Here is a 13932-nt window from a genome sequence, read left to right as displayed (position 1 = left end):
CCGACCCTCACCTCACCCGCCTCACCCGGCGCTCACGCCACCTGCCGCGGCGTGACCACGCCCGGCCAGGACCCCGGCGCCCCCGCGCCGGCCGCCGCCCCCGCGCCGGTCAACAGCCGTGCACGGCCGGGCAGTTCAGGGATAGCCACCGGATGGAAGCGGAGGTGGCCGTCAACGATCCCCGGCGGGGGCACGTCCGGGGCACGGAGGAAGGCCGGGTTGACGCCGCCCACGGCGGCCGTCGGCTCAGCGCGGCGAGCGGTATCGCTCGGCCTTGTCCAGGATCGCCGTGAAGCGTTCCCACTGCGCGGCGGCCTCAGCGGTCGGACCCACGGTGAAGTCCTCCGGGTCCAGGAAGTCCAGCCGTTCCCGCGTGGCGGGATCGAGGTCCCGCCACGCCGCCTCATCCTGCGGTGACCGAGCCACAGTCGGTGCCCCATGCCGTTGTCAAGCCAAAGCCATCAGGCCCGCCGGAGGGGTGGGACGAGGGACGCTTCCTCGCGCCTCCCCGGCCGCCGGGCCAACGACTCTAGCGCGACCTCAGCCCAGGCGCAGCAGCCTGTCGGTGAACCCGGGCTCGGTCAGCTCCTCGCCGAGCGCCACGGGCACGGACGCGCCGCCGACGGTCACCGTGCCCACCTCGGTGCCGGCGTCGGCCGTGCCGGGCACGCCGTCCCCGCCCGCCGCCAACTCGACCCGCACCTCGAGGCCGTCCCAGCCGGCCGCCTGGACGTCCTCGGTGACCACCAGCGGGGTGTGCCCGCCGAGCCCGTCGTCCACGTGGCCGATCTCCTGGCCCGCGCTGAACACCGTTTCCCCGCGCAACCGTTCCTGTGCGAACTCGATCAGCTCGCGCCCGGCGTTGAGGGCCCCCGTGAGGATCGAGTTGTTCACCGCGTCCGGCGGCTGGGCCAGCACCGCCCCGATGATCGTCTGCTGCTCGCCGCCGATCTCCTGTACGGCGGCGAACAGCAGGTTGCCGCCGGCGGCGGTCGTGGTGCCGGTCTTGATGCCCACCACGCCGCTGCCCGGCGTGACCAACTGGTTCCAGTTGGGGTGGTTCTCGCCCTGACTGTCGTCGTAGGAGAGGCTCGCGACGATCTCCCTGAACACCGGGTCCTCCATCGCGGCCCGGCCGAGCAGCACCTGGTCCTCGGCGGTGCTGACCGTGTCGGAGTTGAGGCCGCTCGGGTCGGTGTAGGTGGTGTTCTCCATGCCGAGCTCCGCGGCGGTCTCGTTCATCTTGTCGACGAACGCCTCCTCGGACCCGGCGTCCCAACGGGCCAGCAGCCGCGCCACGTTGTTCGCGGACGCGATCATGATCGCCTGCAGCGCCTCGTACTGCGAGATCTCCGAGCCGGCGGTGACCTCCACGGTCGACTCGCCGTCGTCGCTCAACCCCGCGTCCTCCTCGGCCTGTTCGTCCACCGGTATGGCGGCGCCCGGCGAACCGGACTCCATCGGGTGCTCCCGGAGGATCACATAGGCGGTCATGACCTTCGCCACCGAGGCGATCGGCACCGGCTGCTGCTCGCCCGAGGTGCCGAAGTCGCCCAGGCCCTCCACCTCGAGCGCGGCCTGCCCGGAGGCGGGCCACGGCACGGACGGCGCCTCGCCGTCGAAGGTGAAGCTCTCCGCGGCGGTCAGCGTGAGCCCCGGCTCGGGCAGCGGCCGCAGCGACTGCGCGACGACGAAGACGATCAGCAGCAGCACCGCGAGCGGCGTGTAGATCTTGATCCGCCGGATCGCCGTCCGCAGCGGCGTCGGCGGCGGCGCCGGCCGGTTGGTGAGCGCGGCCAGCAGCTCCAACGGATCCCGCTCCGCGTCCGCCGGCGGCGGCGGAACGGACGGCATGGGCGGAGCGGGCGCCTGCGCGGCGGGCGCCGGCGCGCTCTCGGGCCTGGGCGGGGCGGCCGCGGCCGCCTGGCCGGCGGGCTTCGACGCCACGTCCGGCGCGTCCGGCTCGCGTGGTGGCGTGCGGAGGTGCGCGGTTGCCTGGTCGGCGGGCTTCGGCGCCGCGTCCGGCTCGCGTGGTGGCGTGCGGAGGTGCGCGGTCGCCTGGTCGGCCGGCTTCGGCGCCGCGTCCGCCGCGTCCGCCGCGGGCGGCGTGCGGAGGTGCGTGGTGGCCTGGTCCGTCTTGGGCTTGCTGTCGGCGGGCACCCGGAGGAACGTCGTGGCCTGGTCGACGGCCTTCTCCTCCCGCGCCTCCTCCCGCTCCTGCTTAGCCTCGTCGGCATCGGCTTCGGCCGGCACGCGGAGGAACGTCGTCGTCTGATCGACCCCGTCCCTCGCCTGCTCCGGCAGCCGCAACACGGCGGTCCGCTCCCCACCGGCGGCCTTGCCAGCCGGGCGGGACGCGTCCCCTGCGGGGCGGTCCGCCGCCGGCTCGTCGCCGTCTCCGGCGCTCCGCGCGGCGGGCAGCCCCATGGGGCGTTGCGCGGCCTTGTCCGCCGCGCTGGCCGGCTTCTCGCTGTCGCCGGCGCCTGGTTCTTCGTCAGCGGTGGTCTCGGCGGCCTGCCGGCCGTTGTCGCCCGCGCTCGGCGTGGCGCCCGCTGCCGGGCGCTCGCCGACGGCCGTACGGTCGGCGTCCGCTGCAGGCGCCTCCTCGCCGTCGCTGGCGGCGTCCGCACGCTGCGCGGCGGCAGCCGGCGGCTGGTCGGCGGTGTTCGGCTCCTCGTCGGCGCCGGCCTTGGCGGCCTGCCGGGCGTTGTCGGCCGCGCTCGGCGCGGCATCCGCTGCCGGCTTACCGCCGTCACCACCGGGGGGGCCTGGTTCTTCGTCGGCGCCGGTCTTGGCGGCTTGTTGGCTGTCGTCCGCGCCCGGCGTGGCGTTCGCTGCAGGCCTGTCGCCGTCGCTGGCGGCGTCCGCACGCTGCGCGGTGGTTGCCGCCGGCTGGCCGGTGGTGCTCGGGTCCTCGTCGGCGCCGGCCTTGCCGGCCCGCCGGCCGTCGGCCGCGCTCGGCGCGGCATCCGCTGCTGGCCTGTCGCCGTCATCGGCCTCCGCGGGCCGTTGCGCGGCCTCGTCCGCCGCACTTGCCGGCTTCTCCGGCTTCGACTCGTCGGTGAACGCGGCCGGCTCGTCGCCGTCGCTGGCGGCGTCCGCACCCCGCGCGGCGGCCGCCGGCGGCTGGCCGGTGGTGCTCGGCTCCTCGTCGGCGCCGGCCTTGGCGGCCCGCCGGCCGCCGTCCGCTGCCGGCGTACCGCCGTCATCGGCCTCCGCGGGGCGTTGCGTGGCCTCGTTCGCCGCGCTTGCTGGCTTCGACTCGTCGGCGTCCGCGGCCGGCTCGTCGCCGTCGCTGGCGGCGTCCGCACGCTGCGCGTCCGCTGCCGGTGGCTGGTCGGCGGTGTTCGGGTCCTCGTCGGCGCCGGCCTTGCCGGCCCGCCGGCCGTCGGCCGCGCTCGGCGCGGCATCCGTGGCCGGCTGCGCCGTGGCCCGCTTCGCCGGCGCCTTGCCCGCGTTCGCGGGCTGGGCCGGCGGCTCGCCCGCGTCTGCGGGCTGGGCGTCGTTCTCGCCGGCGGCGGGCCGTGTCGTGTCGCTCTCGCCGCCCGCCGTGGGCGAGTCCGTGTCGGTCTCGGGAACCTTCGCGTCGTCGGGAAACCTTTCCGGCCCCTCAGGCGTCTTCACCGATGACTCCCGCTCCCGATCCCGTCCCGAAATGTCCGGGGACTCGCCCGACACCCGTGCCTCCTTGCAGTTGTTCATGATCCGAACCGCTCGCCCTACCAGTCTGCCGGGTCCTGTGCACCTCGGTACGCCACTCCCGCGATGGCGGAAACGCGCGGCTCGACCCCTTGGACGACAACGACATATCTACGGGTTCCATCACAAATCAACCACGCACTCTCGACAGAACAATGTGAGAGGCGTCACCCTGTCTTTCATCCACGCGGGGAGGCATGGATGGGCAGGAGTCGTAGAACCATTCCGGAGGAGTTGCTGTTGCTCGCTCTGGACCCGGCCACGGGTACCACAGCGCAGCCGCAGTCGCTCGACCTCGGCCTTGCCGGGGCGCAGCTCGTCGAGCTGGCCTTGGCCGGGCGGATAGCCCCTGACGGGGACCGAATAGCCGTGATACTGCCACGGCCGACCGGAGATCCCACCCTGGACACCGCCCTGGAGTTGCTGCGCAGGCGCGGCAGCCCGGTGCGGGCCGTCCACTGGATCGGCGGGCCCAGGCTCGGGCTACGCCAAACCTATCTCACACACCTGGAGCGCTGCGGCATGGTCGCCGCGGTGGAGAACCAGATGTGTGGGGTGCTGCCGACGACCAGGTACCAGGCGACGGATACCGCGGTCAGTCGACAGATCCGGGCTCGGCTGGACACCGCGATCCGCACCGGCACCCCGCCGGACGCGCGGACCGCGGCCCTGGCGGCGCTGGCTCACGCGGTCGGCCTGGGTAAGCACCTGTACCCCGGGAACGAGGGGCGGTCCTCCCGCTCCCGGCTCCGGGACCTCATCAGGCACGACCCCATGGGCGGTCTCGTGGCGCACGCCGTGATGGACGTGCAGAACGGTGTCGCCGGCCAGGTGGCGGCCGCCGCCGCCCGGCGCGCGCAGCCGAGCGCCGCGCCGCGCAAGGCGGCGCGCACGCCGGCGCCGGCGGCCATGGCTGTGGTCGGACAGTCGAGCCAAGCTCCTGAGCAGATTCGGCGGAGAGGAGTGACGCGAGCCGCAGTACGTCCTTCGCTGTCGCACTGAGCGCAACGCGCACGGCGCGCACCACCGAGCAGCACCACACACCACGCACCACGCATGCGTGCAAGCACCTTGAGCACCCCTTTGACTTGACCGGGAGCCGCGTTTCGGGCACGGGGTGTGGCGAGGGCCGTGAGGAACGGCGGCCGTCGCCACACCCCCTGTCTGTTCCTGGGCACGTTCTGTCGCCAATAGCCAGCGGAGACGCCCCGTTGGATGGCAGTCTGCTGGTGGGAAGTCAGCTGATCACGACGGAGGTGCACAGTCCGTGGCGGGCAATGTCAATCCGACTGTCCGGCGACGCCGGCTCGGCCAGGAGCTGCGGCGGCTCCGTGAGGACCGCGGGATGACCGCGGAGGAGGTGGCGGACCGGCTGCTGGTCTCCCAGTCGAAGATCAGCCGGCTGGAGAACGGGCGTCGCAGCATCAGCCCGCGCGACGTCCGCGACCTGTGCGGGGTCTACGAGGTCGAGGACCGGCGCCTGGTCGACTCCCTGATGCAGATGGCCAAGGAGTCGCGCCAGCAGGGCTGGTGGCACGCCTTCGCCGAACTCTCGCCCACCTACAGCGTCTACATCGGCCTGGAGACCGACGCGTCCTCGTTACGCGTCTACGAGCCGCAGGTGGTCCCCGGGCTCATGCAGACGCCGGCGTACGCCTCGGCCGTGATATCGGGCGCGCTGCCGGAGGTCGGCGAGGAGGAGGTCGCCAGCCGGGTGCAGGTCAGGATGCGGCGCCAGGAGCGGGTCTGGGACGACAAGCAGCCGCTGCGGCTCTGGGCCGTGGTGGACGAGGCGGCGCTGCGCCGCCAGGTCGGCGGTCGCGCCACGATGACCGACCAGTTGGCGCGGCTGATGGAATGTTCGCGGTTGCCGCACGTCACGCTCCAGGTGATGCCTTTCACCGCCGGCGCGCACCCCGGCGTGAATGGCCAGTACACGATCCTGGAGTTTCCCGAGGCGACCGATTCCACGGTCATTTATCTGGAGGGCGGCACCAGCGATCTCTATTTGGAGAAGCCGCACGACGTCCAGCACTACAGCGTGATGTACGAACACCTCAGGGCCCAGGCGCTCAGCCCCGAGGAGTCGCGCACGCTCATCACCAAGATCGCGGAGGAGTACGGGAGTTAGCGCCTCACGGGGCGCTCCGCGGCGGGGCCGGCGCAGCCTACACCCAGGTTTCCGGTCGCGTGGGGAAAAGCCGTGGACGAACCATCCGGTCGGGTGAAGCAGCACAACCGCCACCCATCCTGACTAGTACGGTCACCGCGTCGTCAGGACATTCCCCACCGACATAACCGACCGGAGCGGAGAACATGGCAATCGAGCACGGCAGCACGCGCACCTGGACCAAGTCGTCATATTCCGGGGGTAACGGCGCCTGCGTCGAGGTGAAGTCCCCGGCGCGGGAACTCCTCGCCGTCCGGGACTCCAAGACCCCGACCGGGCCGCGCCTGAGGTTCGCCCCCGCCTCGTGGTCGGCGTTCCTCGACACGTTCCCCCGCGACTGATCCACCCCTCACCACCACCGCGGCGCCGTCCGGCCCTCCCTCCCGGGCCCGGACGGCGCCGCGGTCGTCAACCGGTGCCGGCCCCGCCGGCGCCTCGTCCAGCACCTCCCCGATCCGCTCCGACACCACCACGAGCCGCCGGCCCAGCTACGGTGCGGGTATGACTGGAGAGGACTTCCGCGACCGCGCCGTGGCGGCCAATGACGACACGTTGGCCCGGGCGCGCGAGGCGGCGACGGCTGACTACACGATCGACGAGCTATTGGGCGTCATCGACGGTGGCCGTGAAGACGAGGGGCATTGACCGGCGCCCGGACCGGGGGCGTTGCCGACCGCTAGCGCGCTGCGACAGGCTGGTCCCGGTCGAGAGGGGGACAGGTGGCCGAACGGCGGTTGTCGCGGCAGGAGTTGAACCGGCAGCGGCGGCGGAGCGGTTTCATCGGGCGGGAGGCGCAGCTGGATGTCTTCCGCCGCAATCTCGGGCGCGATCCGCAGAGTCCTGACTTCCGCTACCTCTTCCACGTGCACGGCAACGGCGGCGTCGGCAAGACGTCGTTGGTCCGGCAGTGGGAGCAGCAGGCCAGGGAGCGCGGCGCGGCCACCGCGATCATCGGCGACGAGGTGCACGACGTGGTCGAGGCCATGACGGCGGTGGCGGACCGGCTGGAGCAGGAGGGCCTGCCGCTCGACCGGTTCAAGAAGCGGCTGAAGGAGTACCGGCAGCGGCGCCACGAGGTCGAGCGGGGGCAGGCTGCCGCAGAGCCGGCGGCTGATGTGCCGTCGGTCGGTGGGATGGTCACCGCCCAGGTCGGCCTCGCGGCTGCCGGCGCCGTGCCGCTGCTCGGCGCGGTCACCGGGGCGATGGACCCGACGACGACCGCGCTGGGCGTCGACCGGATCCGTTCGTGGGCGTCGGCACGGCTGCGTGCGCCCGAGGACGTGCAGCTGGTCCTGTCCCCGGTGAAGCAGCTCACCCCCGTCTTCCTGACCGACCTCGCGGAGGTGGCCCGCCAACGGCCGCTGCTCGTCCTCTTCTTCGACGTGTACGAGCGGCTCGGCCCGCTGCTCGACGGCTGGTTGCGGCAGGTGATCCAGGAAGAGACCCACGGCGTGCTGGAAGCCAACGTCGTGGTGGTGCTGTCCGGCCAGGGCCGGCTCGACCCACGCCACTGGGCCGACTGGGCGTCGGAGGTCGCCGAGGTGCCGCTCGACGTGTTCAGCGAGCAGGAGGCGCGCGACCTGCTCACGGCACGCGGCGTCACCGACCCGGACACCGTCGAGGTGATCCTGCGGCTCTCCGGCCGACTGCCTGTCCTCCTCGACATGTTGGCCCACCCGCGCCCGCTCTCCCCGGGCGAGGTGGTCGATCCGGCGGAGACAGCCGTGGAGCGGTTCCTGAAGTGGGAACACGACCCGGACCGCCGCGCCGCGACGCTCGCCTGCGCTCTGCCGCTCCATCTGGACGAGGACGTCTACCGGGCGCTGGCGCCGGAGGGCGCCGCCGAGCAGTACCCGTGGCTGCGCGGCCTGCCGTTCATGGGTCACCACGACGGCAACCACCGCTACCACGACACGGTGCGGGCGCTGATGCTGCGGCACCAGCGCACCCAGTATCCGACGCGCTGGGCGGAGCAGCAGGCCACGCTGGCGGACTTCTACGGGAAGCGCCGCGAGGCATTGGAACCGGACCTCACGCCGCATCGTGACCGAGGGTACTGGGACAGTGAGCGCTGGCGCGAGGCGCGGCAGGACGAGACCTACCACCGCCTGTGCGCCAACCCGGCCGCTGCCCTCGCCGGTGCGGTGGCGGACACCGTTCAGGCCTGCGGCCAGGGGGCGTCCGCGCTGCGGCAGTGGGTGCAGATGCTGGGGAGTGCTTGGCGGGACGCCGACGCCTCGGAGTTGGCTCCTTGGGCGCGGCGACTCGCCGACGCGGCCGAGTCCGAGCAGCCCACAGCACGCGTCCTGACTCTGCTGGTGGTCGCACCGGAACTCGACGCCGAGGCTCGGTCCGCCGCCCACACGCTCAGAGGCCGCCTGCACTATGACAAGGGGGAGTACGAAGAGGCCGTCCTGCAATACGACGAGGCTCTCCGACTCGCTCCGGACGGTGCGTGGGCGCTCGCCTGCCGCGGGGACGCCTACCGCCTCCTCAGCCGCTACGACGACGCGCTCCGCGATCTTGACCGAGCCCTCCAACTCGATCCGGACGACACGGACGCCCTGGGCAGCCGCGGCAGCACGTTCAGGAGCTTAGGGCGGTACGTCGACGCGCTCAGCGACCTCGACCGGGCCATCGCACTGCGGCCCGACTATGCGTGGGACCACGGCGTGCGGGGCCAGGTCTACTGGAGCCTGGGCCGGTACGACGCGGCGATCGCCGACCTGGATCGGGCCGCTGAACTCGGTCTCGACGCCGCGTGGATCCGTGGTGCGCGGGGCGAGGTCCATCGGCTGGCGGGCCGTTACGAGGAGGCCGTCCGGGATCTGGACCGTGCCCTCGAACTGGAGCCCGACACGGCGTGGGTGCTCCTGTCCCGAGGGTCCACCCATCGGTTGGCTGGACATCGAGACCTGGCGATCGCCGACCTGGATCGCGCGCTCCGACTCAACCCCGACGATCCGTGGGCGTACGCGGAGCGCGGGGACGCGCACCGGCTCGCCGGCCGGTATGACGCGGCGATCGCCGACCTGGATCGGGCAATCGACATCGACCCCGAGCACGTATGGGCGTTCCACGCACGTGGGCGGGTCCACCGCTCGGTCGGACGTTCCGAGGCTGCCTTGCAGGACTACGACCGTGCCATCGAGCTGAACCCCGACGCGGCCTGGCTGCGCCACGACCGGGGGGAGACGCGCCAGGACGCCGGCGATCACGAGGCGGCCATCGCCGACTTCGACGAGGCCATCCGGCTCGATCCCGAGATGGTGACGGCATACGTCAACCGGGGGCACTGCCACCTCGCGACCGGGGCCTACGACGACGCGATCAGCGACTACGACCAGGCCCTGCGGCTCGGCGGGCTCACCCAGGACTCCCACGAGTCGAGCACCACACACACCTGGGTCCTGATCAGGCGCGGCGAGGCTCGGCTTCTCTCCGGCGCCGCCGAAGGGGCCCTCGACGACGTCGTCAAAGCGCTGGAGCGGGCACCTGACCACGCCTGGGCGTACCTTGTCCGCTCGCTGGTCGCTCGGCGTCTCGGCGATGCCGAGGAGGGCGCATACTGGCGGCGGACCCAGGAGCTCCTCACGGCGAAGGCCGAGGGCAACGACGTGGCCCTCGGGAACCTCGTGCTCCTGCACTGCATGCGGCCCGACCCGGAGGCGGCCGGCCGCGCGCTCGACCGGTTCCTCGCCGGGCCTCCCCAGCCGTGGATGTTTCCCGAGATGCTCAACATCCTGGAGCGGTACGAGCGCGCCGGCTTGCTCGACCCGGTCGCCCTGGCCGGGCCGAGGGCGCGGCTGCGGGAGGCCTACGCGGCGCTCAGCTCAGGGGGCGCAGGAAGGTGAGTGCGATGTCGGCCTGGTCGAAGCGCCAGCCGGCCGTCGTGCGGACGGCGCGGTAGGTGAGGCGGGTGCCGGCCTCCTGGTAGGGCGGCTGGCCGTCGCGGTAGAAGAAGGCGAGTTGGTTGGCCGTGGCCGTGGCCCGGTCGCCGTCGAGCGTCACCTGGACGTCGCCGTGCAGGTGGTGGGTGTGCTCGCCCTCCGGGTGCTGGCGGTGGAGGTGGGCGGTGACCTCGGCGAGGCCGCGCAGTTCGCCGCCGCGCGGGGAGTGGACGACCACGTCGTCGGTGTAGACGGTGTGGGCGTCGTCGTAGCGGCCCTCGTCGAGAAGGCGGGCGAGGCGGGCGAACAGCTCGGCGACCTCGGTGCGGTCGGCGAGGGCGGCGATCGTGGTGGCGGACATGGCAGGGCACTCCATTCGTTGGGGTATCCAATGTTGGTTGGGCCAACCATACTCCGATTTGTGGGTCGAGCCAACGAATGACCGGGTCAGTCGACGTCCCCGGCCCCGAACTCCGCCAGCGCCTCGTCGACGATGCGCGCCAGCTGGGCGTGGTGCGCGCCGCGCCAGTAGACGCGGCCGCAGGAGGGGCACTCGGCGAAGACGTCGTACGAGCGCCGCGTGCCGCCCTCCAGGCGGGTGGCGACCGCCGACTTGTCGGCCGGGCGAAGCGCGCCGTTGCAGGCGGTGCAGCGGGTCCAGGGGGCCAGGCGGGGCGTGAAGCGGCCCAGGACGTCGCGTAGTTGCTCGTCCGGGCGGTCGCTGCGCACGAACGCGCCGGCCCACAGCTCGCGGCGGTGGAGCAGGCCGCGGTCGCGGGAGAGCAGCACGCGGCGTTCGCGGGCCGAGCGGGCGGCCAGGGCCGCGTCGCCGATGTCGGTGGACTCGTACGCCGCGTCCACCCCGAGCAGCCGCAGCCGGCGCGCCAGCGTGCCGAGGTGGACGTCGAGCAGGAACCGCAACGGCGCGCCCGGCACCCGCTGCGGGCGTGCCACCGGGGTCACCTCCACCGTCTCGCCGGCCGCCGGGACGTGCGAGACCGGCACCTCGCGGCCGTCGACCAGCAGCCGGCCGACCTCGGTCAGCGGCACGCCGAGCGACTCGACGACGTGGCCGAGCGAGGAGACGCCGTCGACGCGGACCGGGGTCCGCTCGGCCCGCCGCGCCGGCGCGACGAAGAACCGCAGCTCGGGGGCGAGGCACAGCAGGATCTCGGGGATCTCGGGGGAGGAGGACGTCATGGGGCAAGCCTGCCGGAGGGCAGCTCGCGCTCGAAGCAGAGGAGCGAGTACGGGTCGTCCGGGCCGTACGAGGGCACCTCGCGGTAGCCGGCGCCCCGGTAGAGCGCGATGGCCTCGGTCAGCACGGGGTGGGTGCCGAGCCGTAGCACCCGGTGGCCACGGTCGGCCGCCAGTCGTTCGAGCTCGGACAGCAGCCGGCGGCCGAGGCCGAGGCCGCGCGCGTGCGGCGCGATCCACAGGTGCCGCAGCTCGCCGACGCCGTCGCCGAGGTCGCGGACCGCGCCGCAGCCGGCCGGCCGGTCCTCGTCGTGGGCGAGGGCGAAGACGCCGGCGTCGCCCGAGACCTGGGCCGGCGTGACCAGCACGGCCGGGTCGTAGCCCTCGGGGAAGCGCTCGTCCAGCTCGGCGGCGTAGGCGGCGAGGCACTGCCGGGCGGCGGCCGAGGCCGGGTCGGCGGGCGCCTCGACGGTGCACGCGGCGAGTCGTAGCAGCCGCTCGGCGGTGGTCAGGGAGTCCAGCAGCCGGGCGCGCTGGTCGTCGGTCAGGCCGGTCAGCATGCCGGCGGCGAACTCGTCGGCGCGGCGGTTCTGCTCGGCCAGCTCGCGCCGGCCGCGCGCCGTCAGCTCGACCGCGCGTCGGCGCCGGTCGGCGGGGTCCGGGCGGGTGCGGACCAGGCTCTGGCTCTCCAGCGACGCCAGCATCCGGCTCAGCTGGCCGGCGTCAAGACCGAGCCGCTCGCGCAGCTCGCGCTGGGTGGCGGCGCTGGCGACCTCGAACAGCAGCCGCGCCTGCCCCAGCGGGCGGGCCCGCTGGAGATAGCGGTCGGAGAGTACCCCGACACGCCTGGTGAAGAACCGGTTGAAGCGGCGGACGGCCGCCACGTCCTGCTGCGTGGGCTGCGTCGACTCCATGCGAGCAGTCTTCGGCGAATCATTGATAGAGGTCAAGCAATTTTGGAGGGTGCGGCCCCGCGCCGGTGTGCAGGGCCGCCCGGCGGCTCCTACGCTGGGGTGTGGGAGGTGTTGTAGCCATGGCCGACGAGTCCCAATCGAAGCCCGAGGACGATCTGCCCACCCCCGATCACCTGCTGCACACCGGTTCCGAGCGGCCCATCGACCCGGAGGACCTGGTGCGGCTCAGTGGCCGCGAGCCCACGCCCGAGCGAGTGGCGGAGGCGCGGCGGCGGCTGGAGAAGGAAGGGGCGGCCGCCATCGAGCGCTACCTGCCGTGACCGGCACGGCCGGCGCGGCCGGCACCGACGTGGGGCGTGGCGCGGAATGATCCGCGCCACGCCCTGGTTGCCGCCTGGAGACAGACGCGGGCAGCGACCAGGGAAAGGCGGCGGGCGGCGGTGGCCGGACGAGACGAAGCGAGCGACGGCGCGGGCGCGGCGGACGAGATCAGGGGCGTGCGCCGGGGGCTCGCGCCCGTGCCGTTGTCGGTGCTCGACCTGGCCACCGTGGGCGCCGGCCGCACCGCCACCCAGGCGCTGCGCACCACGGCCGAGCTCGCCCGGCTCGCCGAGCGGCGCGGCTACCACCGCTTCTGGGTCGCCGAACACCACTCCATGCCGGGCGTGGCCAGCTCGACGCCGGCCGTGATCCTGGCCCACCTCACCGCCCACACCGAGCGCATCAGGCTCGGCTCGGGCGGCGTCATGCTGCCCAACCACGCGCCGCTCACCGTCGCCGAGCAGTTCGGCACCCTGGAGGCGCTGGCCCCGGGGCGCATCGACCTCGGCCTCGGCCGCGCGCCCGGCACCGACGGCGCCACCGCCGCCGCGCTGCGGCGCGGCCGCACCGACGGCCCCGACGAGTTCCCGCAGCAGGTCGCCGAGCTCACCCGCTTCCTCGACGACGACTTCCCCGACGGCCACCCCTACTCCCGGATCCACGCCGTGCCGGGCCCCGTACAGGGCAGCACGCCGGGCGGGGTGCGGGGCACCGGGCGGCCACCGATCTGGCTGCTCGGCTCCTCCGGCTTCAGCGCGGAACTCGCCGGCCGGCTCGGCCTGCCGTTCGCCTTCGCCAACCACTTCTCGGCCGCCAACACCATCCCGGCGCTCGAGCTCTACCGCCACACCTTCCGGCCCTCCGCCGTGCTGGACGCGCCGTACACGCTGATCGGCGTCAACGCGCTGGCCGGCGAGGACGAGCGCGAGGTCGACCGGCAGGTGATGACCGGCGCGCTGTCCATGCTGCGACTGCGCACCGGCCGGCCCGGGCTGATCCCGACGCCGGAGGAGGCGGAGTCCTACCAGTTCGCGCCGGTGGAGCGTGAGGTGGTGGACGGCTGGCTGTCCAACGTCGTCCACGGCACCCCGGACGCGGTCCGCAAGGGGCTCGACGACCTGGTCCGCCGCACCGGCGCCGACGAGCTGATGATCACCGGCCACGTGCACACGCCGGAGGCGCGGCTGCGCAGCTACGAACTGATAGCCGACGCCTACGAGATGGCCTGACGCCCGGTTCGACCACGGCCGACCTGCCAGCTGGCCTGCCGGCCGGGCCACGGGACGTGGCGGGGTCGGTGCGAGTGAGTTCGGCCGAGCACGCCCGGGGGGCGGCGTTCGGTGAACGTGGCGAGCCTGGTGCGGTACCGCCGGCGGCTGGGCGGCGCCCCGGCCTCTGCTCGTTCCGGCGCACGCCGAGCCGCGGGCCCGTGGCGTGGGCGGGATGACCGGTTGTGCTGGCGCGCACGTCTGGCCGCCGGAAGCCGCGGTGCGCGGCTCGGGCTGCCCGGGCCGTGCCGGCCGTGTGGCAGTGCGGGTGCGCGGGCGCGCACGTCGGCACCGGGCCTCCGGCCGGCGTGCGGCAGGTCGTTGGGTCGTCGCGCCGGGCCGGCCGGGCTAGGTGTATTGATCACGAGCGTTGTTGACACTGGCCGGTCTTGATCGTGGCGAAGACCTCCGGTGTGGTGGAGGTGTCGAGTCTTCACCGCGCGGAGGTCTTCGTGTCCCACCGTAATGCCCGG

General features: G+C 73.6%; 12 protein-coding genes. 7 read left to right on the top strand and 5 right to left on the bottom strand.

Annotated features, from left to right (window positions below; all coding sequences use genetic code 11):
• Window positions 1-246: 246 nt before the first annotated feature.
• Entirely contained in the window at window positions 247-426 is a 180-nt protein-coding gene (locus RNC47_RS28135; RefSeq protein WP_132930458.1) for a hypothetical protein, read from the bottom strand.
• Between the two features lie 114 nt (window positions 427-540).
• Window positions 541-3624: a D-alanyl-D-alanine carboxypeptidase gene (locus RNC47_RS28130; protein ID WP_311602713.1), complete on the bottom strand. Its 3084-nt coding sequence runs from the start codon at window positions 3622-3624 to the stop codon at window positions 541-543.
• 276 nt (window positions 3625-3900) lie between these two features.
• Between RNC47_RS28130 and RNC47_RS28125 the strand changes: the two genes are divergently transcribed.
• The 5 genes from RNC47_RS28125 to RNC47_RS28105 all read left to right on the top strand — a co-directional run bounded on the left by RNC47_RS28125 (window position 3901) and on the right by RNC47_RS28105 (window position 9723).
• Complete coding sequence (locus RNC47_RS28125) at window positions 3901-4701, top strand: GOLPH3/VPS74 family protein (protein ID WP_311602712.1); 801 nt, start codon at window positions 3901-3903, stop codon at window positions 4699-4701.
• Between the two features lie 265 nt (window positions 4702-4966).
• Window positions 4967-5830 carry a helix-turn-helix domain-containing protein gene (locus tag RNC47_RS28120; RefSeq protein WP_311602711.1) on the top strand — a complete coding sequence of 288 codons (864 nt, stop codon included), beginning with the start codon at window positions 4967-4969 and terminating at the stop codon, window positions 5828-5830.
• Window positions 5831-6015: 185 nt separating this feature from the next.
• Complete coding sequence (locus RNC47_RS28115; protein ID WP_311602709.1) at window positions 6016-6210, top strand: DUF397 domain-containing protein; 195 nt, start codon at window positions 6016-6018, stop codon at window positions 6208-6210.
• Window positions 6211-6370: 160 nt separating this feature from the next.
• A complete protein-coding gene (locus RNC47_RS28110; RefSeq protein ID WP_311602708.1) occupies window positions 6371-6514 on the top strand; it encodes a hypothetical protein in 144 nt (47 codons plus the stop codon).
• 74 nt (window positions 6515-6588) lie between these two features.
• The gene (locus RNC47_RS28105) at window positions 6589-9723 is read left to right on the top strand and encodes a tetratricopeptide repeat protein (protein ID WP_311602706.1); all 3135 of its coding nucleotides are present in this window, start codon (window positions 6589-6591) and stop codon (window positions 9721-9723) included.
• On the opposite strand, the gene RNC47_RS28100 is transcribed toward RNC47_RS28105, so the two are convergent.
• The 3 genes from RNC47_RS28100 to RNC47_RS28090 form a co-directional block, all read right to left on the bottom strand.
• Window positions 9698-10120, bottom strand: coding sequence for a nuclear transport factor 2 family protein (locus tag RNC47_RS28100; protein ID WP_311602704.1), 423 nt, complete (start codon window positions 10118-10120; stop codon window positions 9698-9700). The two genes, RNC47_RS28105 and RNC47_RS28100, sit on opposite strands and share 26 nt — an antisense overlap.
• 86 nt (window positions 10121-10206) lie before the next feature.
• Complete coding sequence (locus RNC47_RS28095; protein WP_311602703.1) at window positions 10207-10959, bottom strand: Mut7-C RNAse domain-containing protein; 753 nt, start codon at window positions 10957-10959, stop codon at window positions 10207-10209.
• Complete coding sequence (locus RNC47_RS28090) at window positions 10956-11870, bottom strand: MarR family winged helix-turn-helix transcriptional regulator (protein WP_311602702.1); 915 nt, start codon at window positions 11868-11870, stop codon at window positions 10956-10958. The genes RNC47_RS28095 and RNC47_RS28090 overlap by 4 nt, the downstream gene beginning before the upstream one ends.
• A 119-nt stretch (window positions 11871-11989) precedes the next feature.
• Between RNC47_RS28090 and RNC47_RS28085 the strand changes: the two genes are divergently transcribed.
• Both RNC47_RS28085 and RNC47_RS28080 read left to right on the top strand, forming a co-directional pair.
• Window positions 11990-12190, top strand: coding sequence for a hypothetical protein (locus RNC47_RS28085; RefSeq protein WP_311602701.1), 201 nt, complete (start codon window positions 11990-11992; stop codon window positions 12188-12190).
• A 120-nt stretch (window positions 12191-12310) separates the two neighbouring features.
• Window positions 12311-13420 carry an LLM class flavin-dependent oxidoreductase gene (locus RNC47_RS28080; protein WP_311602699.1) on the top strand — a complete coding sequence of 370 codons (1110 nt, stop codon included), beginning with the start codon at window positions 12311-12313 and terminating at the stop codon, window positions 13418-13420.
• The last annotated feature ends 512 nt before the right edge of the window (window positions 13421-13932 follow it).

It is taken from the genome of Streptomyces millisiae (assembly GCF_031845425.1).
In the GTDB taxonomy this organism is placed as follows: domain Bacteria; phylum Actinomycetota; class Actinomycetes; order Streptomycetales; family Streptomycetaceae; genus Streptomyces; species Streptomyces millisiae.
Note: the sequence above shows the minus strand (reverse complement) of the source record. Positions and strands in the feature narration are given on the sequence as shown.